Genomic DNA, 20,117 nt, shown 5'->3' on the forward strand with positions numbered 1-20,117 from the left:
CGAATGCGCTTTACATCTAATACAATCTACGCTGCAACCCGATAGAATCCATACATTAAGGCGTAGATTTTTTATTTTTATAATCTCATTCCTATGCTTCTCACGCGAAAAAACAGATTAAAACTCAACATCTATTCGCATTTTCCGTTATAGTATTGACTAATTTTCAGCTAAAAAGTGAATAAAGCACAGGACAGCATAATGCTCACAATTTTATGGGAACGGCGCGAGTTTTTTTGCCAGCTTACCCTTGAACATTTGGCGATTTCCGCGGTGGCGATATTCGGTTCTGCACTGATTGGAATCGTATTGGGGCTATGGATTACGGAAAAGCCGAAACTGGCGCCGTTTGTTCTGCACAGCAATAATATTATCTATACCATTCCGTCAATTTCGATGTTCGGTTTGTTACTACCGTTTAGCGGGATCGGCAACCTGACCGCGATAATCGCCTTAACCCTTTACGGCTTGCTGCCGATGATCGGCGCGACCAATACCGGCATTCGCCAAATCAATCCGGCGATTATCGAAGCGGCGGACGCGATGGGCAGTAGCCGTTGGCAGCTGTTATATAAAATCAAATTACCGCTGGCGTTGCCGTCGATTTTAACCGCCTTTCGCACCATGGTGGTGATGATTATTTCTTTAGCCGGCGTGGCTTCCTTTATCGGCGCAGGCGGCTTGGGCGTGGCGATTTATCGCGGGATCACCACCAACAATAGCGCACTTTCCGTCGGCGGCAGCCTATTAATTATGTTACTGGCATTTTCGGCGGACAGCTTGTGTGCTTGGTTAGCGAAAAAATCTCAATGGGAGAAAGCAAATGCTTAAAAAAATGTTATTACTGTGTACCGCACTTTTGGCACTTGCCGCCTGCAAGCCGGAACAAACCACGATCAAAATCGCCACCAAACCGATGGTGGAACAATTTATCATTGCGGAAATGCTGGCATTATTAATCGAGCAAGACAGCGAACTGAAAGTGGAGATCAAAAAAGGGATCGGCGGCGGCACGGCGAACATTCATCCGGCGCTGTTAAAAGGCGAGTTTGATTTATACCCTGAATATACCGGCACCGCCTGGTTGTACGTATTGAAAAAACAACCGCTAGCCGATGATGAAAAATTACTGGCGGAACTCAAAGCAGAGTATAAAAAGCTAGGTTTAACTTGGTTCGGCAACTACGGTTTTAATAATACTTTCGGTATTGCCGTGCGTGCCGATTTAGCCGATAAACGGCAGATCCGCACCTTTTCCGATTTAGCTAAACTCAGCGATCAACTGACATTCGGCGCGGAATATGATTTCTTCGAACGGGAAGACGGTTATCAAGGTTTACAAAATACGTATGCCATCAACTTTAAACAAACCCACGACTTAGATATCGGGTTAAAATATCAAGCGGCGCAGAGCGGTAAAGTGGATGTCATCAATGTGTTTACCACCGACGGACAGTTAGCCGACAGTGCCTTAGCCGTGCTGGAAGATGATAAACATTTTTATCCGAATTATTATGCCGGCACCGTGATCCGAACAGAAACATTAAGCCGCCATCCGCAGCTCGCCACCATTTTAGCGAAACTGGATAATCAAATTTCCAACGCCGACATGGCAAAGCTGAATGCCGAAGTCGAAATCGAACATAAAGATGAAAAAGCGGTGGCAAAAGCCTTTTTACAAGCCAAAGGGCTATTAAAATGATCCGACTGAGCAATGTGAGTAAAACCTTTGCCGACCGCACCGCACTTTGCCCATTAAGTTTGCAAATTGCGCAAGGTGATTTCATCACGATTATCGGACAATCCGGCAGCGGTAAAACCACGTTGTTAAAAATGCTGAACGGTTTAGTTCAACCGGATAGCGGCACGGTTACGCTTTACGGTGAAAATCTGGCAACGGCTGATCTGGTGCAATTGCGGCGCAAAATCGGTTATGTGGTGCAGGAAAACGGTTTATTTCCGCATTTGACCGTCGCTGAAAATATCGGCTATGTACTGAGTTTGCAAAAACGCCCCAAAGTAGCCATCGCCACACGTGTGGCGGAATTGCTGCCGTTAGTCAATCTTGATAATGAGTTAAAAGACCGTTATCCGCACCAACTCTCCGGCGGGCAAAAACAGCGTGTCGGCATCGCCCGCGCTTTGGCAGCGAAACCGGACATCATCTTAATGGACGAGCCGTTCAGTGCCTTAGATCCCGTCACCCGAAAGCTGCTGCAACAAGAGATTAAACAACTGTGGCAAACCCTCGGCACGACGATCGTGTTTGTAACCCATGATATTGAAGAAGCGCTCAATTTAGGCACAAAAGTATTAGTGTTACACCAAGGACAGGTTGAACAATTCGCCACGCCGCAACAAGTGAAAAATACGCCTGCGACACCGTTTGTACGGTTACTGATGAAAACGACATAGCCTCCGCTAAAAAACACTGCAACCCACCGACGGTTGGCACGGATCGCCTGCATTTCCCTGTATCGAATGCACCAACGTGCGCTGCACGGCTGTACTAAAACATTCTGGTCGGGCGGATTAACCGTTTCTTAAAACCGTCGTTGAAATTGCATTAATTTTCGCAAGCAAAGTGCGGTACAAAATCATTACCGCTTGCTGTATCGCGCCCCCGAAGAGGCCGGTATTTTGGATTATTGCCAAATTGGTTTTGAGCGCTGACGAAATCGCCACCCTTGAAAAATTGGCACTTGCCGCTAATGTGGATACACGCGGGGCATGGGAACAGGAAATGGTATAATCGATGAAAAGTATACTGAAAAAATAGCCATGTTAACCGCACTTTCTAGTCCATTATAAGCCTAAATGTCGCTGCTATGCCGATTTTCAATCTGTTTGAACTGGGCATTCAGTCGGGAAAAATTGAACAGACCGACAACATCGGGCGGCAAAAAGGTCGAACAAACATCGGAAACCCCGCGCTTTGAAGATTACCTGAAGTAATCGGCAGATATGTTGCAAGACAAACAATTTATCGCCATTACACCGAATTTGTTACGCAATAAAGGCGGCTTACAGTTTCTCAGGTGATTGTGACCAAAAGCAGTATCGCGGTGATAGCGCATAAACTGGAATTTACGGCGTCTAAAACCGCACTTTGCTTTCGCATTAGCAACCGCAAAATCGACACATCAGGGCGTTATGAGGGATGGGTCAAAACCCGAATTTCGGGTCGGCAATCATGAAAGCCGGTACGGCAATCACCGTGACAACGACATCCCCCACCAGCGTGAATGGCGTCAACACAATATTTCTCAACAGATTCGGCCCACTTTTAACCACCGTTTTATGCTCGACTGTCTGCAATTTCACCGGCACATACTGTTCAAACCGATAATTTTGCTTCACTTGCAACGGTTTATCATACAATTGTCCATTTTGCCAAAAGCAACGCTCATATGTCGTCAATGACGATTCTTGGCTTATCTGACGAAAGCGCAATGCCAGCAAAACTTTATTTTCTTGTGCAGCCTGTTTGCTGTTTTGGCTTGTTTCAAGAGGATATCTGAGACAAAAGCGGCTATTGAATTTTCCAACGGTATCTTCAATTGTCACCGGCAGTTCAGTCAGCCGCTCTCTGCCCTCGACAGAAAAAATCTGATAGCGGTGTTGCAGCTTTGCATTCAAAGCGGGCAGCAATCTTTCTGATGCGTGCGGCTCCACCACATACCAGTAGCGCTCGCCCATCATGACCAGGCTGCCTTGTTGCAATTGCCCGCTGTCGGTACGGACATGACCGAAAGCATGAACCTTGTCTTCGCCCAAACGGTGGTAAATATCTTGCGTACCTACCGCCGTGCCGCTGCCCCACATCGCGCTCGTACAACCGCCCACCGATAAAGCCGCAGACAGTAACAGCACCTGTTTTAAATATTTCTTCATCACGCTACCCTCCTTTCCGGATCAATACGCTGAAACACATACTAGCATAATTAACTGGTCAAACAATATTCAAATACGTGTTTGCCGCACTCGACATTGACTAATGACGCACTTTGAATTGAACCCGTGAAAAACAGTAAAGTGCGGTTAAAAGGTAAAAATCTACCACCCTTTCCTTTTTACGGTAATCTTATCGTTAATCTCAAAATAAGGGGAATGTATGCCCACGCAAATCAACGGTTCAATTTACGGTTATCTGACGGTTTTTCATGCAATTGTGACCAAAGGCAGCATTGCCGCGGCGGCGCGCAAACTGCAAATCGCTTCGCCCTCGGTCAGCCATTTGCTGAAATTGCCGGAACAACACATCGGCTTACCCTTATTTAACCGCACCACGCGTAAAATCGAGCTGACCGAAGCCGGTCTGATCAGCATATTATCGCAAATCACATTGACCTGCGGCGTGAGGACAATGTCGTTCTGCCCTGCTTTGCTGTAAGTATAAATACTGGCGATGTGCCGCCGGATTTTGAGAAGCTATCCAACGGTGTTTTAACAGATCATGCGGGGTTTTGTCGGCAATCCGGATTCCTCCAGATAACGCGGGCTGGCACAGGTAATCCGTTGAATATCCAGCAAATGGCGCGCAATTAGATTCGGATTTTGCAATGCCCCTAAACCGCCGCGAATCGCAATATCAATTTTATTTTCCAATAAATCCACAATCGAATCGGAAAACTGCAAGTCAATATTCATTTCCGGATTCTGTTTCAACAGCCGTTCCAATGCCCCGACAAACACGCTATCGGCAATTCCGGTCGGAGCGGAGATCCGTAACGTACCTAACTACCGTTTGGAATCGGATGTCAACTACACCACTACGAAACTGGATCAGTTGATTGACAATTTGGACAGTGCCTTGGAATCGGCACAACAAGGCCGCATTGATAGCGCAAAAGCAGTCGTTGCTGACCTAAATGTCAGATCATAAGTTACACTGCTGTATCCGCAAATAAACAAACGGCAATCGTTATCGGGCGATTGCCGTTTTGCTATGGATTAGTGCACAGAATGAGCCGCGCTAACGCCGGCGTCCGAATAGAAATGAAAGCACCGATAGGATTAAAAAAGCAAAGAACAACACTTTGGCAATGCCGACCGCACTTCCTGCAATACCACCAAATCCAAGTGCTGCGGCAATTAATGCGATCACAAAAAAGATAACGGAATAATGTAACATACTACTTCTCCCTTTAAGGTTTTTGGGTCGGATATGACACAATCAAAATAAAAGTGAATAAAACGAATAACTTGTGTCATGTCTATAGGTATAACATAAAAATTTGACCCAATGCAAATCTTTTACCGCTCAAACCCGCTCCTGATTTTTTGACAACTGCATAATTTTATAAAACATCTGTTTGAATAACGACGGAATCGAATTGGCGCCGCGCTTTGCCATTTCATCCGACAAGGCGATTGCCAAATCGGGCTTAGAGGCACGCTGGATCGCGCGTTGGATAATTTTACTCACCACCTTATTGCGCTGCGGCACATGGTTTGCCAAGCGATAAAAGACATTTTCAAAGCCCTCGCTATAAAAGAAATGCTCGATATCTTTCTTCGGCAAGGTTAATAAGCGGCTGTACACCGATTCGTTATCTTCAATCAGGCTTTTCACCGTGTCGGAATATTTCCAACCTGCCGCATCGCCGTCGGTCAACACAAACCATTCGATCCCCATTTTTTTGCAATATTTGATCAATGGGCGCAAGCCGCTTTGCGCAAATTCAATAATCCGAATGCCTTCCATTTCCAGATTGATATTCAGCAAATGCGCCAACTCGGTCAAAATCCAGACCTCGGTTTCCCCTTCCACCATCACCCAAATCCGCGAAAACAACGCCAAACTGCGGTTGTAATGCACATGAAAACTGAGGCGGCGCATATCTTCTTTGCCCAGATCGCGCCGTGCCAATTGATAAGCTTTGGTTTGCGTCTCATAGCGGACCAAGCGGCAGATATGTTCCAAGCGTACATATGCCAACAATTCGACCGAATTGCTGGTAGTGACCCTTTGTAGCGGCAAATGGCTTGCCAATTCCCAACCGATCGCCACCATGCGCGGATGTAAACGGGTTTCCAAGTCTTCAAACAGGATAATCGGACGGGTTTGTTTGCTGAATTTAATCCCCTTGCCGCGTTCAAACATCGAAGAAAGGTAATACAAAATCCGCTTTTTTAACCCGCCGTTTTCGTCTTCCAATAGACGCTGGCATAATGACTTGACTTGCCCCCACATTTTGGTGGTGTCGTGCATTTGCCGCTGCCACAACAAACGATCTTGGTTATCTAAAAAATAATATCGCAGCAACAACGCAACGGCGTGGATTTCCGCCTGCAAAATATCCCTCTCGCCCTCACATTCCCCTTTCACGCAAAACGGGCGGATCGTATGATAGTGCCGCTGCAAACGGGCGTCGCGAAAACGGAAAACCGGGTGGCGGGAGATAATCAGGGCAACCAATTTGCGCGCATTGCGCAGTTCAATCTGGTTGCCTTGTTCATCGAGAAAGGAGTATTCGGTGCTGACTTTGCCGTCGATCAGCTCGCCACTGACCCGCATATAAATCCGCGCATAGCCGTCTTCGTGGGCAGAAAACAGCGGACGGTAAAATTGGCATTCCTGCCGCCCTTGTTCGCCGTGAAAGCTTTCGCTGAAGGTAAACAACACCATGCAGCGGTGATTACGTTTGGGAATGGGATTGTCCGGCGAGAGTTCCTGATACTCTTCCAACGCAAGGTGGAAGTCATTCGGTTTAAATTGATAGAGGCGTTTTTCCGGATTGAGAATCAAACTGAGTACATCCAACAGGCTGGATTTCCCCCACGAGTTTTCCCCGATTAGCACCATATTGGAGCGCAGTTGCAACGATAAACGATTCAAACCTCTAAAACCAATCACATCAACTTGTTTTAAATACATATTGACCCCGTTTTTTAGTTTGCCTCACTCGGCTGACAACAGCTTACTAAAAAAAGCCCGCTATTAATATGTTTAATGTCATGTTTTTCGTTATAATCGCAGTTCGATTTCAATGAGGTAATTATGATTGGTGGATTATTAATTGTTTTAGCGCCGATGTTTTTCGGATATCTAATCAAAACCAACAACCGTGCGTGGCTGAATCGGATCAATAAAGCAGTTATGATGTTGTTATATCTGATTTTATTGATTATGGGGCTGTCGCTCGGACAAATGGACGATCTGGCGGCAACACTGCCGGTGATCGCCGTTTCCGCCCTCACTTTTATTGCGGCGATTATGGGGTTGAATATTTTATCCTTGGCAATTTACGACAAAATATCCCCGCGCCCGCTGCAACATCACAACGAAGAAATGCCGTCACGTTTGCGCCTAATGTTGGATTCGTTATTCATGTCCTCGATGGTATTGCTTGGTTTTATTATCGGTTTTCTCAGCAAAGGACATCTGGCGATTCCGCTTGATAGCAGCACTTATGTCCTGATCGCCTTGATTTTTCTGATCGGGATTCAATTGCGCAATAACGGCATTGCGCTGCGCGAAGTGCTGTTCAACAAACGCGGCATTTACACCGCGGTTATCGTCACCGTCAGCGCCTTGGCAGGCGGCGCGCTTGCCGCATTTATTTTAAACCTGCCGATATCGCAGGGTTTAGCCGTTGCTTCCGGGATTGGGTGGTATTCCCTTTCCAGTGTGATGATCAATGACGCATGGGGGCCGGTGTTCGGCAGTATCGCCTTTTTCAACGATCTGGCGCGCGAAATTCTCAGTCTGTTTTTAGTACCGTTTTTTATGCAGCAACACCGCTCTACCGCCGTCGGTATCACCGGCGCAACCGCACTTGACTGCACCCTGCCGGTGATCCAACGCTCCGGCGGCATGCAAGTTGTACCATTGGCAATCAGCTACGGCTTTATCATCAATATTCTGGTGCCGATTTTGTTAGTGTTTTTTATCAATTTACCGTTTTAAGATCGCAAAGTGCGGTTGCACCGAACCGCACTTTGTGCCTTTTACCCTATCGACGATGGTTCTACTGACTATGCGCCAACATAAACTTGCGCAGATCCCGCTCTTGCCGCATCACAAACAGAACATAAACTGTTTGTTGTGATCGTTTATAAAAAATCCGGCACGGCGGCACGATAATTTCGCGATAATTTAATCCGATCAATTCAGGCGGAACCCGACCAGAGTCTGGAAACAACGCCAAGCGCTCAACTTTTTGCATGACATTCTGTACCAGTTGTTGCGCCGCTGGCATATTTTCTAATGCGATATATTCGGCGATGTCATTCAGATCCGTTAACGCTGGATTTGTCCAAATTATTTCAGCCATTTCGACAGTTTATCCTTGGCTGCGGCATGATTAATGATCTCATGTTCAATAATTGCCCGTTCGCCACGTGCAATTCCTTCCAAAATCGCCAAGCGGTTTTGTATAAACTGGTAATCATCAACATCAATTAAATAAGCCGACGGCTTGCCGTGTTCAGTAATTAGCACCGGCTCTTTGGAGTGGTGAAGATCGGCTAAAATCCGCGTGGCTTGCCGCTTTAAGCTAGTCACTAATTCAACTTTCATCATTATGCTCCTAAACAAAAAGAGTGATACTATTGTATCACTTTTAATCGTAAATGGAAGCGACAAACCGCACTTTGCCAAATAGGTCGGGCTGGCAACCACGCACATTTGCAAATCCGGCGCCACCCGCACCGCAATCATATCTTTCGCCACATCATCGCCCAGGCGGATCCCGACATCAAAGCGTTTGGCAACAATATCGCTAAAACCGATATTGCTGCAAAATTCTAGCGAAACTTCCGGATTAAAGAGCAAAGTGCGGTTGCCGGACAGAAGGGTACGCCGAACAGGTTGCAGCTTATGTTTGCGAACAACATGATCGGCGGGTTATTTTTTAACCTTTGCGCAGACTTTCCAATTCGTCCAACAATTGCAGGATTAACGCCGTTGCCGGTACGCTGGCTTCAAAATCGCGGCTGATTCGGTGCGCGCGGCGCAGGCGGGCAAGCTGAAACCCGCTGAAACTGGCGGATTGCGGATTGCCGTCAATCGAGATGATCTCTTCCTCGATCACGCTTACCACCCACTCGGCGTTGCCGTCGCAGGCGCACACGATTTCCTCAAACGTTAGCTGAATATCTTGTTCTAGATTCATCATTCCCTCTATCCCTTACTTACTGATTATTTGCATAATGATCGGCTAACTGCTGCCAAGCGGCTTTATCGGCGTCACTGTCGCTGTGCGGCAAGGCGATATTCAGCAACAGATACAAATCGCCCGCCTCTTTCGCCGGAATCCCTTTGCCTTTCAAACGTAAACTTTGTCCGTTGCGGCTGTTGGCAGGAATATTGACACTGAATTTACCGGCAATGGTTTCGACATCCAATTTACCGCCGAGCGCCGCCGTCCACGGCATAATATCAATCCGTTGGTAAACATCTTTGCGGTTCTCGACATACAGTTCCGCCGATTGGTGGAAGCCGATTTTTAAATACAGATTGCCGTTGCCGCCGCCGTTAAAGCCCGGCAGCCCTTGTTCGCGCAAGCGAATCTGTTGTCCTTCCATAATGCCTTTCGGGATTTTGACGTGCAGCGTTTTGCGCGCATAGGTCATTTGCCCGTCTGCCGTCAGGGTCGGCATGTCCAAGCTCAAACTGCGTTCGCTGCCGTGATAAGCGGCGGCAATATCAATGCTCAATTCCGCATGTTGATCTTCGCCGGCTATCGGACCGGAATGAGAGGTTTGGCGCCGCCCTTGCCCGGCGCTGCCGAACGCGGAAAAAATATCATCAAAACGAAAATCGCCGCTGCCGAACGGTTGTCCGTCGCCGAAATGGCTGCCGTCAAACCCGTAATACTGATAACCGTGGCGTTGCGGATCAAAATCCTGACGATGAAAACCGCCGCCCGCCTGTTGCCCGGCAAACGGATTCGCCAACATCGCATCATATTCCGCCCGTTTGGTTTCGTCTTTCAGGGTTTCATAGGCGACGTTAATTTCGCTGGTTTTTTTATCGGCATCGGTTTCGGTGCTGATATCCGGGTGATATTTGCGCACCAATTTGCGATAGGCTTTTTTGATCTCGTTCAGGCTGGCGTCTTTGCTAACTCCTAGCACTTCATAATAATTTTTCGTATTTGCCATATTTCCTCTCGTTGCGTTTTTCCTTGATCACGTATGTTTAGAATACTCCCTTTTTTTCGCGTTGCAATGCTGAAATCGGATTGATGAATTCTTCTCATAAAATTATTGTCGTATTCGCCACGAATCCAAGGCACAGATTTTTGCTAGTTTATCCACTCTCTTTTATTGGAAAATTAAAAGCCACCGCTCGGATTAATCTCGGTAGCGATGGCTTTAAAAATGGTCTTTTTTAGCAATAATGGCTTTAAACAAGATATGTAATAGTGTGATTTTATATCAATTAGCTAACCGTTTTATTTGTTTAAACTATAACCGGACACTGTGCCATTGGCATTATAAAAATAAACGGTCAAATTTTTTCGCGACGAGGTTATATCTGTTGCTTTTTCAGCAGCTTCGAGTGAACCACCCACTCCCGGTATAGCTGAACTAATCGTGGAGCCAAATGTTCCCAGCATTCCTTGAAGCCCCATTTTCGTGCTATCATATTGGTAAAGTGGAGAAGCACCGCTACGGCTGGAAGTTGGAGAACCACATAATTTTTCCACCTCGGCTTTGGTGGTTTTGCCTGCGATGAGATTTTGTTTTAGGAAAGTGTCGTCAAAACAATTACCCCCTCCCATCGAGCCGGAACATCCACCGAGCACCACTGAGAGCCCAATTAGGTATAGAGCCTTAGGAAGATTTGTGAAGATTTGTGAAGATTTTGCATAAAATTATCCTCTTTTTAATGGTGTATGCAAGATAGATCTATACTATAAATAGCCGATTCAGAAAAGTAAAATTTTACAATTCATCGAAAAACTTCGAAAAATCGCTGCTAAACGGTGAAAGAATCCGCTATAAAAATAGCCGCCCTGCGAGGTGACACAAGAGGCGGCGAATAACAGATATGATTTGTCTGTAAAATGATTTAGTTTGAATCACTGGACAGGGTGTAGGAAGAAACGGTTCCTTTATGGAAGATCACCATTAGGTTTTTGCGACTGGCGCCGGTGGCTGCAGCCGCACCGTCATAAACATCACTGGCTGAGACGACCTGCTGTAATCCCGGAATAGCGTCGACGACACGCCCAAAAAGCGGATTATTGCCCGGTCGGTTAGAATGTGAATAAACGTAGGTGCTAGGGCCGTTGGAACCTTGTGAAGCCCTTTTCGGCGAACCGCATAACCGTTCAACTTGTGCCGGCGTGGTTTTCCCTTTGATCAGATTTTTTTGCAAGAAGGCTTGATCAAAGCAGTTACCGGCAGAAGCGGAACAACCACCAAGCACCACCGCGAGCCCGATTAGGCATAGGCTTCTAGGAAGATTTGTGAAGATTTGTGAAGATTTGTGAAGATTTTGCATAAAATTATCCTCTTTTTAATGGTGTATGCAAGATAGATCTATACTATAAATAGCCGGTTCAGAAAAGTAAAATTTTACAATTCGGCGAAAAACCCATTAACGCCGCAAAACAATTTCATTTCTGGAAATAATAAAATACGAAATTTACAGCAGTGGTTGATCCGTTATGTGCCTGACGGGCTTCGCCGAATTTCAACGGCGAGGTATTAATTACTCCCAAATTTTTCCAATACTTGCTGTGCTGTCAACATCTGCGTTTTAGTGGCTAAATCACAATACTCTGCTTTCTTATCCGTAAAAATTTGCAAGCTTAATTTAAGATTTTCTTCATGCTGAAATAAACCAGCCGAAATTTCATACATTGATGAATCTAATAAATGATAATACAGATGTGTACCGCACTTTTGGCAAAATGCCCGCTCCGCCCACTCAGAAGAACGGTAGTGCATAATATTTTCAAATCCACTAATACGTGGCTTTTCATCGATCTCCAGCCCGAAAAAAGCACCGCCCGCCCATTGCCGGCACATTGCACAATGACAAGCCACTACATGATGATTGGTTTCAATTTGTCATTTAACCGCACCACACAGACATTCTCCCTGCATAAATCCTCCGCTTCGTCTTACAAATCACATGGCAAAAAGCCGCTAACAACTGTAGCGGCTTCTCTTAACGGCATAGCGAATCAAACTCAGTTATTTACGAATTTTTCGCCTAATTCGATATCCGCTTTCAAGGTCGGCAACATATCTTGGATTGCTTGTTGTTCAAACGCGCTCAAGCTGCCAATCGGCAGAATTTCTTCCACGCCGTTTTTGCCCAAACGTACCGGTTCGGCGAAGAAGCGCGCATATTTGCCGTCGCCTTCTACGTAACTGTATTCAACCGCACTTTCCCCGCTCAAGCCTTTTAACACCGAAACGCCGAAGCGCGCCGCAGCTTGCGCCATGGATAAGGTTGCCGATCCGCCGCCGGCTTTGGCTTCCACCACTTCGGTACCGGCGTTTTGAATGCGTTTGGTCAAGCCGGCGATTTCTTCATCGCTGAAGCTCGCCCCTTCCACTTGCGACAACAACGGCAGAATAGTGACGCCGGAGTGTCCGCCGATCACCGGCACTTTCACTTTATCCAAGGCAATGCCTTTCAATTCGGACACAAAGGTTTCGGAGCGGATCACGTCTAACGTAGTCACGCCGAACAATTTGTTTTTGTCGTACACCCCGGCTTTTTTCAGCACTTCCGCCGCAATCGCCACGGTGGTATTAACCGGATTGGTGATAATGCCGATACAGGCTTTCGGACAGGTTGCCGCCACTTTTTCGATCAGATTGCGGATAATGCCGGCGTTGATATTAAACAAATCGGAACGATCCATGCCCGGTTTTCTGGCGACACCGGCGGAAATCAACACCAAATCGGCGCCGACCAAGGCAGGGGTCGGATCTTCCCCGGCAAAGCCTTCGGCTTTGACTGCGGTCGGAATGTGGCTGATGTCTTTCGCCACGCCCGGCGTTACCGGCGCAATGTCATATAGGGAAAGTTCCGTGCCTGCCGGACATTGTAATTTCAGTAATAACGCCAAAGCCTGACCGATCCCGCCTGCTGCCCCTAAAACTGCTACTTTCATGCATAAACTCCTTGTTAATGTAATAAATTAAATGATTTATCTTTTATTAGTGTAAAAGGTTTAATCGGCTAATTCAAACGGATAAGTTCAATATTGAGAGCTTGAGCATATTTTTAAAAAATAGTGATTGCATATCGCAAATTTAGCAAAATATGATTGCTTTTTCGTTGAATAATATGCACTATCTATGCATATTTTTTGCATAGAGACACATATTCATGAATATGGCAACCAAAAACGATTCTTTAACCAATGCTTTCCGCAGCTTGCTGGCGGAAGAAAAATATGCCTCGCAAAGTGAAATCGTGACGGCATTGCAACAACTGGGCTTTAACCAAGTCAATCAATCCAAAATTTCGCGCATGTTGGCGAAATTCGGCGCGGTGCGGATCCGCAATTCCAAAATGCAGACGGTCTATTGCCTGCCGCCGGAACTCAGTTTGCCGAACACCAGCAGTCCGCTGAAAAATCTGGTGTTGGATATTGATTACAATGCGGCGGTGGTTGTGATTCGTACCAGCCCGGGCGGGGCGCAACTGATCGCGCGTTTGTTGGATTCGCTCGGCAAAAACGACGGCATTCTCGGCACGATTGCCGGCGATGATACGGTGTTTGTCACCCCGACCCGCGGAACCGAAATGACGCAGTTGATGTCTAATATTCAACATCTGTTCGAAACATCGCTGTAATATCCGCTCAAAACAGGCGCAACGGAGGCTATGATGAAAATCTTTATTACCGGTGGTACGGGGCTGGTCGGGCAACCGCTCACCCGCACTTTGCATGCGCAAGGTCATGAACTGACGTTATTAAGTCGCAATCCCGCACAGGCACGCGCCAAATTCCCCGATCTCGATCTGGAATTCGTGCCGACCTTAAACAGCTATTCCACCTTTGATCAATATGACGCGGTGATCAACCTTGCCGGCGAACCGATTTTCGACAATGCTTGGAGTGAGGCGCAGAAAAATCAGTTGGTGGACAGCCGTGTTGACATAACCGAACGTTTAGCCGAATTAATCAACGCCGGTAAAACACCGCCGCATAGCTTTATTTCCGGCTCTGCCGTCGGTTATTACGGCGATAACGGCGAAAGTGCGGTCAGCGAAGACAATCCGAAAGGCGATCAATTTCCGGCGCAACTCTGCGAGCAATGGGAACAAGCGGCGCTGCGGGCCAACAGCCGGACTTGCCTGCTGCGCACTGCCAATGTGCTGTCAAGCCAAGGCGGCGCGTTGGCAAGAATGCTGCCGCTGTATCAGTGCGGTTTGGGCGGCAAACTCGGTTCCGGCAAACAATATTGGGCTTGGATTCATCGCCAAGATATGGTGGCGGCAATTGAATTCCTGCTCAACCACCCGACTTGCCAGGGCGCATTTAACCTGTGCAGCCCGAATCCGGTGCGCAACCGCGAGTTTAACCGCACTTTAGCCGGCATTTTGCGCCGACCGCACTTTGCTTTCGTACCGGCGTTTATCCTCAGACTGGTTTTCGGCGAACGGGCGCAACTGCTGCTCGACAGCCAAAACATTCTGCCTTGCCGTTTGCTCAAATCCGGATTTGAATTCCGCTTTGAACATATTGATGACGCCTTGCGCGACTGTATTAAAAACAAGAATTAAATGCGGATTATTGTTGCGGTTTCTTATCGTGGCTATGGTACAATTTGCGCTCATTTACAAATAAGAAAGCGAAACGCATGACCGCCGCAAAAAAGACAAAGCCAAATTCAACCGCCGCTAAAAAAAACGAAGCGAAATCGGCGCCGAAAAGCCGTTTTAACCGTCACAACTGCCTGACGTTCGGGCTGAAAGTCGGTTTTACCGCACTTTGCTGCGTGGTGTTTTATTTGATCTATCTGGACGGGCAAATCCGCTCGAAAATGGACGGCAAATTGTGGCAGCTGCCGGCGGAGGTCTACGGGCGGATTGAAAGCGTGCGGCAAGCGGATCAGCCGACCTTAGCCACGCTCCGAAATTTGTTGCTGGAAAACGGCTACCGTCAAACCAACCTGCTCGGCACGCCCGGCGACTTCAAAATTGAAAACGACACCATCGTCATGATCCGCCGCGCGTTTCCGTTTCCCGACAATGCCGAGCCGCAGCGGGTGCTGCGTTTGCGCTTTGTACAAAACCGGCTGAATGTGATCGAAGATTTGGTCAACCGCCGCACCGTCGATGAATTCCGTTTTGATCCGAAATTGATCGCGATGTTGCAATCCAACAATGAAGATCGCCTCGCCACCCCGCTGCACCAATATCCGCGGTTGCTACTCGACACCCTGATGTTAATCGAAGATCGCCGTTTTTATCAACATGACGGCGTCAGCTTATTGGGGATCACCCGCGCCTTGATCACCAATATTCAAGCCGGGCAAACGGTGCAAGGCGGCAGCACCCTGACCCAACAATTGGTGAAAAACCTGTTTTTAAGCAACGAACGCAGCCTGACGCGTAAAATCAACGAGGCGCTAATGGCGGTGCTGATGGACGCACGTTACGATAAAAACCGGATTTTGGAAACTTATTTGAATGAGGTTTATCTGGCGCAAGACGGCGACACCCAGATTCACGGTTTTGCCCTTGCCAGCCAATTCTTTTTCGGGCGTCCGGTGCAGGAAATCAGCCTTGATCAAATCGCGCTGTTGGTCGGCATGGTCAAAGGCCCGTCGCTGTATAATCCGTGGCGCAACCCGAATAACGCCCTGCAACGGCGCAATGTGGTGCTGAAAACCATGCTGGAACACGCGATGATCGATCAAAAATTGTATGATTTGCTCAGCGCCCGCCCGCTTGGGGTGCAGGCACGCGGTTCGATTAACAAATCGCAACCGGCGTTTATGCAATTGTTACAGCAAGATTTACAGCGGCAATTAGGCGAAACCAAAGCCAATAATCTGTCCGGCGCGCGCATTTTCACCACCCTCGACATCAACAAACAACAAGCCGCAGAACAAGCGCTGGTTGGTGCGGTACAACAATTGAAATTAAAACAAAAAATCGGCGATTTGGAAGCGGCAATGATAGTGGCGGATTACCGCACCGGTGCGGTATTGGCGATGGTCGGCGGCGTGCAAACCAAATTTGCCGGTTTCAACCGCGCCTTGCGTTCACAGCGCCAAATCGGCTCTTTGGTCAAACCCTCGATTTACTTGGCGGCATTGAGCGATCCGGAGCGTTTCCGTTTAAATACCCCGGTTGAAAACCGCCCGTTGACGATTAAAATCAAAGGCAGTGCCGACTGGCAACCACGCAACTATGACAATAAATTCAGCGGTTCGGTGATGTTAATCGACGCACTGGCGCGCTCGCTCAATATCCCGACCGTCAATATCGGCATGAAAGTCGGCTTGGATAAGGTGATCGAGACCCAAAAAGCGATGGGCTGGGATCAGATCAAAATTCCGAAAGTGCCGGCAATGTTGTTGGGAGCCTATTCGATTTCGCCCTATGACGTAACCAAGCTCTACCAAGTGATTGCCAATGACGGGAAAAAAGTCGCCTTGTCGTCGATTGAAAGCGTGTTTCAGCGCAACGGCGAAGCGATTTACCAACGCGCATTTACGCCTGAACAGGTGGTGCCGGAAGAAGCGGCGATTCAAACCTTGTACGCCATGCAGCAAGCGGTGGAGCGCGGCACCGGGCGCAGTTTGCAGCAGAATTTCGCCCGCTATCAACTTGCCGGCAAAACCGGCACCACCAACGAGGCGCGCGATACGTGGTTTGTCGGGATTGACGGTGAAAATGTGGCGACGGTGTGGCTGGGGCGCGACAACAACGGTAAAACCGGTTTGACCGGCGCAAGCGGTGCGTTGGCAGTGTATCGTGATTATCTAGAACGTGTTCCGCCGGTTAAATTGAATTTAACCCGCTTGGATAATTTGCAATGGATCGGTATTAACAACAACGGCAGTTGGAATTGCGGTAGCGGACGCACCATTCCGGTGTGGGTAAATAAAAACCAGAGTTTTTGCGCTTCTGCCGCGACGGCGGTTCCGAGCGGTACAGCGCCGGCTGCGGCAACCTCGCTGCAAAATACGACGCCAAGTGCGGTTGAAAAACAACCGAGTATTTGGGACGCGCTAGAGCTGAATCAAGACAACGCTCCGGCACCGGTGGAGGACGCGCAACCGAGCCGTTAACTCAGCCGATGACATAAAGTGCGGTAACAAGATTACCGCGCTGATCGCCAGGCATTCACTTATTTATCCAAGCCGCCCAATAAGATATATTTGATTTCCAGATAATCTTCAATGCCGTATTTCGAGCCTTCGCGCCCTAAACCGGATTGTTTCACCCCGCCGAACGGGGCGGCTTCATTGGATAAAATGCCGCTGTTGACCCCGACCATGCCGTATTCCAGCTTTTCAGAAACCCGCATAATCCGCCCGATGTCGCGGCTATAAAAATAGGACGCCAAACCGAACTCCGTGGCATTGGCAGCTGCGACCGCCTCGTCTTCCGTTTCAAATTTAAAAATCGGCGCCAGCGGCCCAAAGGTTTCCTCCGTTGCCACTTTCATCTCGGCGCTGACATTGCGCATAATCGTCGGTTGATAGAACAATCCGCCTTGTTCGGCAGGCATACCGCCGCACACGATTTCAGCCCCGTGACTCAGCGCGTCGGCAATATGCTCTTCCACTTTGGCGACCGCACTTTGATCGATAAGAGGTCCGAAGGTGACGCCGGCTTGCAAACCATTGCCGATTTTCAGTTGCGAAGCCGCCTGTCGGAAGCGGGCGATAAATTCATCATAAACCGCACTTTGCACATAAATTCGGTTGGCACAGACACAAGTCTGCCCCGCATTACGGAATTTGCACGCAATCGCCCCTTCCACGGCGGCGTCTAAATCGGCGTCGTCAAACACAATAAACGGCGCATTGCCGCCTAATTCCAACGAGACTTTTTTAATGGTTGAGGCGCATTGCCGCATTAGCAAGCGTCCTACTTGGGTAGAGCCGGTAAAACTGAATTTTTTCACTCGATCGTCTTCGGTCAACACGTTGCCGATTCGGGTCGCACTGCCGGTAATCACATTGAATACCCCGGCTGGAATTCCCGCCCGTTCCGCCAATTCCGCCAATGCCAACGCAGATAACGGCGTTTGCGAAGCAGGACGAATCACAAAAGTACAGCCTGCCGCCAGTGCCGGGGCGGCTTTGCGCGTGATCATCGCATTCGGGAAATTCCACGGCGTGATCGCGGCGCAAACCCCGATCGCTTGCTTGGTGACGATAATACGTTTATCTGCACTCGGCGCCGGAATGGTGTCGCCGTAAATCCGTTTGGCTTCTTCTGCATACCATTCGATGTAAGAAGCGCCATACAGCACTTCGCCCTCCGCTTCCGCCAACGGTTTGCCTTGCTCCAGCGTGAGAATGGTCGCCAAATCTTTTTTATGCCGCACGATCAAATCAAACCAGTTGCGGAGCAAACGGCTGCGTTCTTTGGCGGTTTTTTGCTGCCAAGCTTTAAGCGCTTTTTGCGCCGCCGCTACCGCGTCCAACGCTTCCTGCTCCGCCATTTGCGGGATTTCGGCAATTATATCGCCGGTTGCCGGGTTCAGCACCGCAACGGTTTCGCCATTTAAGGCTTGGCGCCACTTGCCGTCGATGTAGCATTCAGTTTTGAGTAATTGAGGGTCGTCTAATCGAAACATGGCTTGCTCCTTTCTGAGGGTCTATTGATCTTGATACCGCACTTTAGCGCTTTGTTGATCGAGTTGCGCCAACCAATCCAATTTTTGCTTTATTTTAGCTTCCATGCCGCGTTCGCTCGGGAAATAGTAACGGCTGTCTTTCAGCTCAGGCGGGAAGTAGTTTTCCCCTGCGGCGTAGGCGTTTTCTTCGTGGTGGGCGTAGCGGTATTCCTCGCCATAGCCGAGGGATTTCATCAGTTTGGTCGGGGCGTTACGCAAGTGCACCGGCACATCGTAATCAGGGAATTGAGTGGCTTGTTGTTTGGCGGTGTTGAACGCTTGATAAACCGCATTGCTTTTCGGCGCAACGGCGAGATAGACAATCGCTTGCGCAATCGCCCGTTCGCCTTCGGCAGCCCCGACACGGGTGAAGCAATCCCACGCACTAAGCGCCACTTGCATTGCGCGCGGATCGGCGTTGCCGATATCTTCCGAGGCAATTGCCAACAAACGCCGCGCCACATACAGCGGATCGCCGCCGGCAGTAATAATCCGGGCATACCAATACAACGCCGCGTCAGGGGCGGAACCGCGAATCGATTTATGTACCGCCGAAATTAGGTCGTAATAACGATCCCCTTGTTTATCAAAACGGGCTTGGCGTTCGCCCAGCACTTCGACCAACAACGCTTGCGTAAGCTGTTTCACACCATCAACTTCCTCTGCCATATCGACCATTAATTCAAGGCAGTTCAAAGCGAGACGTGCGTCGCCATTGACATATTCCGCCAATATTGCCAGTAAATTCTCTTCCAATTGAACTCGTTCGCCGCCCAGACCGCACTTGCTGTCCGTTAAGGCGTGTTGCAACACTTGTTGGATTTCGGCTTGGCTGAGGGCTTTGAGCAGATACACTCTGGCACGCGACAACAGCGCGCTGTTCAGTTCAAACGAGGGATTTTCGGTGGTCGCACCGACAAAAATAATCGTGCCGTCCTCAATGTGCGGCAGAAATGCATCTTGCTGGCTTTTATTAAAGCGGTGGACTTCATCGACAAACAGGATTGTGCGCCGATCCGCCTGTTTATTCTGGCGGGCGCGTTCAATCGCTTCGCGAATCTCCTTCACGCCGCCGGTGACTGCTGAAATCCGCTCCACTTCGGCGTTGATCCGCTGCGCCAGAATTTCCGCCAGTGTGGTTTTGCCGGTGCCGGGCGGGCCCCACAAAATCATGGAATGAATATGCCCCGCGTCAATCGCTTTACGCAACGGCTTGCCCGGCGCCAATAAATGCGACTGCCCAAAGTAATTCTCCAGCGTAGTCGGGCGCATGCGCGCCGCTAGCGGGCGAAAATCGCTTTCGGCAAAATCAAACGAGAGATTATTCAC

The 20,117-nt window shown here is 48.6% G+C and carries 21 protein-coding genes and 1 pseudogene; 8 read left to right on the forward strand and 14 right to left on the reverse strand.

From position 1 onward, the window contains the following. The first annotated feature begins 201 nt into the window (after nucleotides 1-201). From ACWA5Z_RS11280 to ACWA5Z_RS11290, 3 genes are read left to right on the forward strand one after another with little or no spacing between them, the layout of a single operon-like run. A complete protein-coding gene (locus ACWA5Z_RS11280; RefSeq protein WP_431052429.1) occupies nucleotides 202-831 on the forward strand; it encodes an ABC transporter permease in 630 nt (209 codons plus the stop codon). Next, complete coding sequence (locus ACWA5Z_RS11285; RefSeq protein WP_431052431.1) at nucleotides 824-1,702, forward strand: glycine betaine ABC transporter substrate-binding protein; 879 nt, start codon at nucleotides 824-826, stop codon at nucleotides 1,700-1,702. Before ACWA5Z_RS11280 ends, ACWA5Z_RS11285 begins: the two co-directional genes overlap by 8 nt. Next, on the forward strand, nucleotides 1,699-2,415 hold the full coding sequence (locus ACWA5Z_RS11290; protein ID WP_431052433.1) for an ATP-binding cassette domain-containing protein: 717 nt from the start codon (nucleotides 1,699-1,701) through the stop codon (nucleotides 2,413-2,415). Before ACWA5Z_RS11285 ends, ACWA5Z_RS11290 begins: the two co-directional genes overlap by 4 nt. Before the next feature lie 750 nt (nucleotides 2,416-3,165). On the opposite strand, the gene ACWA5Z_RS11295 is transcribed toward ACWA5Z_RS11290, so the two are convergent. Then, on the reverse strand, nucleotides 3,166-3,894 hold the full coding sequence (locus ACWA5Z_RS11295) for a hypothetical protein (RefSeq protein ID WP_431052435.1): 729 nt from the start codon (nucleotides 3,892-3,894) through the stop codon (nucleotides 3,166-3,168). Nucleotides 3,895-4,126: 232 nt separating this feature from the next. Between ACWA5Z_RS11295 and ACWA5Z_RS11300 the strand changes: the two are divergent. Continuing rightward, nucleotides 4,127-4,318: pseudogene (locus ACWA5Z_RS11300) on the forward strand (helix-turn-helix domain-containing protein); the annotation flags it as partial. A gap of 128 nt (nucleotides 4,319-4,446) precedes the next feature. Here the strand turns inward: ACWA5Z_RS11300 and ACWA5Z_RS11305 are convergent. The 3 genes from ACWA5Z_RS11305 to ACWA5Z_RS11315 all read right to left on the reverse strand — a co-directional run bounded on the left by ACWA5Z_RS11305 (nucleotide 4,447) and on the right by ACWA5Z_RS11315 (nucleotide 6,880). Further along, nucleotides 4,447-4,695, reverse strand: a complete 249-nt coding sequence (locus ACWA5Z_RS11305) for a LysR substrate-binding domain-containing protein (protein WP_449343104.1) — start codon at nucleotides 4,693-4,695, stop codon at nucleotides 4,447-4,449. Between the two features lie 280 nt (nucleotides 4,696-4,975). Then, entirely contained in the window at nucleotides 4,976-5,134 is a 159-nt protein-coding gene (locus ACWA5Z_RS11310) for a DUF1328 domain-containing protein (RefSeq protein ID WP_431052437.1), read from the reverse strand. A gap of 129 nt (nucleotides 5,135-5,263) precedes the next feature. After that, nucleotides 5,264-6,880 carry a DUF2813 domain-containing protein gene (locus ACWA5Z_RS11315; protein ID WP_431052439.1) on the reverse strand — a complete coding sequence of 539 codons (1,617 nt, stop codon included), beginning with the start codon at nucleotides 6,878-6,880 and terminating at the stop codon, nucleotides 5,264-5,266. Between the two features lie 123 nt (nucleotides 6,881-7,003). On the opposite strand from ACWA5Z_RS11315, the gene ACWA5Z_RS11320 reads away from it, so the two are divergent. After that, nucleotides 7,004-7,912, forward strand: coding sequence for a lysine exporter LysO family protein (locus tag ACWA5Z_RS11320; RefSeq protein ID WP_431052441.1), 909 nt, complete (start codon nucleotides 7,004-7,006; stop codon nucleotides 7,910-7,912). Nucleotides 7,913-7,973: 61 nt separating this feature from the next. Here ACWA5Z_RS11320 and ACWA5Z_RS11325 read toward each other — a convergent pair whose 3' ends face one another. The 8 genes from ACWA5Z_RS11325 to mdh all read right to left on the reverse strand — a co-directional run bounded on the left by ACWA5Z_RS11325 (nucleotide 7,974) and on the right by mdh (nucleotide 13,088). Continuing rightward, entirely contained in the window at nucleotides 7,974-8,279 is a 306-nt protein-coding gene (locus ACWA5Z_RS11325; RefSeq protein ID WP_431052443.1) for a type II toxin-antitoxin system RelE/ParE family toxin, read from the reverse strand. Next, nucleotides 8,267-8,779 carry a type II toxin-antitoxin system Phd/YefM family antitoxin gene (locus ACWA5Z_RS11330; RefSeq protein WP_431052445.1) on the reverse strand — a complete coding sequence of 171 codons (513 nt, stop codon included), beginning with the start codon at nucleotides 8,777-8,779 and terminating at the stop codon, nucleotides 8,267-8,269. Before ACWA5Z_RS11330 ends, ACWA5Z_RS11325 begins: the two co-directional genes overlap by 13 nt. 79 nt (nucleotides 8,780-8,858) lie before the next feature. After that, complete coding sequence (locus tag ACWA5Z_RS11335) at nucleotides 8,859-9,122, reverse strand: chaperone modulator CbpM (protein WP_431052447.1); 264 nt, start codon at nucleotides 9,120-9,122, stop codon at nucleotides 8,859-8,861. Between the two features lie 16 nt (nucleotides 9,123-9,138). Next, a complete protein-coding gene (locus ACWA5Z_RS11340; protein WP_431052449.1) occupies nucleotides 9,139-10,110 on the reverse strand; it encodes a DnaJ C-terminal domain-containing protein in 972 nt (323 codons plus the stop codon). Between the two features lie 293 nt (nucleotides 10,111-10,403). Further along, nucleotides 10,404-10,733: a hypothetical protein gene (locus ACWA5Z_RS11345; RefSeq protein WP_431052451.1), complete on the reverse strand. Its 330-nt coding sequence runs from the start codon at nucleotides 10,731-10,733 to the stop codon at nucleotides 10,404-10,406. 290 nt (nucleotides 10,734-11,023) lie between these two features. After that, nucleotides 11,024-11,458: a hypothetical protein gene (locus tag ACWA5Z_RS11350; RefSeq protein WP_449343185.1), complete on the reverse strand. Its 435-nt coding sequence runs from the start codon at nucleotides 11,456-11,458 to the stop codon at nucleotides 11,024-11,026. A gap of 206 nt (nucleotides 11,459-11,664) precedes the next feature. Next, on the reverse strand, nucleotides 11,665-11,988 hold the full coding sequence (locus ACWA5Z_RS11355; protein ID WP_449343105.1) for a GFA family protein: 324 nt from the start codon (nucleotides 11,986-11,988) through the stop codon (nucleotides 11,665-11,667). 164 nt (nucleotides 11,989-12,152) lie between these two features. Continuing rightward, nucleotides 12,153-13,088 carry a malate dehydrogenase gene (gene mdh / locus ACWA5Z_RS11360; protein ID WP_431052457.1) on the reverse strand — a complete coding sequence of 312 codons (936 nt, stop codon included), beginning with the start codon at nucleotides 13,086-13,088 and terminating at the stop codon, nucleotides 12,153-12,155. 224 nt (nucleotides 13,089-13,312) lie between these two features. Between mdh and argR the strand changes: the two genes are divergently transcribed. The 3 genes from argR to mrcB all read left to right on the forward strand — a co-directional run bounded on the left by argR (nucleotide 13,313) and on the right by mrcB (nucleotide 17,229). Then, nucleotides 13,313-13,777: a transcriptional regulator ArgR gene (argR, locus tag ACWA5Z_RS11365; protein ID WP_431054342.1), complete on the forward strand. Its 465-nt coding sequence runs from the start codon at nucleotides 13,313-13,315 to the stop codon at nucleotides 13,775-13,777. 33 nt (nucleotides 13,778-13,810) lie between these two features. After that, entirely contained in the window at nucleotides 13,811-14,710 is a 900-nt protein-coding gene (locus ACWA5Z_RS11370; protein WP_431054343.1) for a TIGR01777 family oxidoreductase, read from the forward strand. A 77-nt stretch (nucleotides 14,711-14,787) separates the two neighbouring features. Then, on the forward strand, nucleotides 14,788-17,229 hold the full coding sequence (gene mrcB, locus ACWA5Z_RS11375) for a penicillin-binding protein 1B (RefSeq protein WP_431052459.1): 2,442 nt from the start codon (nucleotides 14,788-14,790) through the stop codon (nucleotides 17,227-17,229). 59 nt (nucleotides 17,230-17,288) lie between these two features. Here the strand turns inward: mrcB and ACWA5Z_RS11380 are convergent, their stop codons facing one another. Both ACWA5Z_RS11380 and ACWA5Z_RS11385 read right to left on the reverse strand, forming a co-directional pair. After that, nucleotides 17,289-18,749: an NAD-dependent succinate-semialdehyde dehydrogenase gene (locus ACWA5Z_RS11380; RefSeq protein WP_431052461.1), complete on the reverse strand. Its 1,461-nt coding sequence runs from the start codon at nucleotides 18,747-18,749 to the stop codon at nucleotides 17,289-17,291. A gap of 21 nt (nucleotides 18,750-18,770) precedes the next feature. Beyond that, a complete protein-coding gene (locus ACWA5Z_RS11385; RefSeq protein ID WP_431054344.1) occupies nucleotides 18,771-20,117 on the reverse strand; it encodes a replication-associated recombination protein A in 1,347 nt (448 codons plus the stop codon).

Source organism: Testudinibacter sp. P80/BLE/0925 (assembly GCF_053570785.1).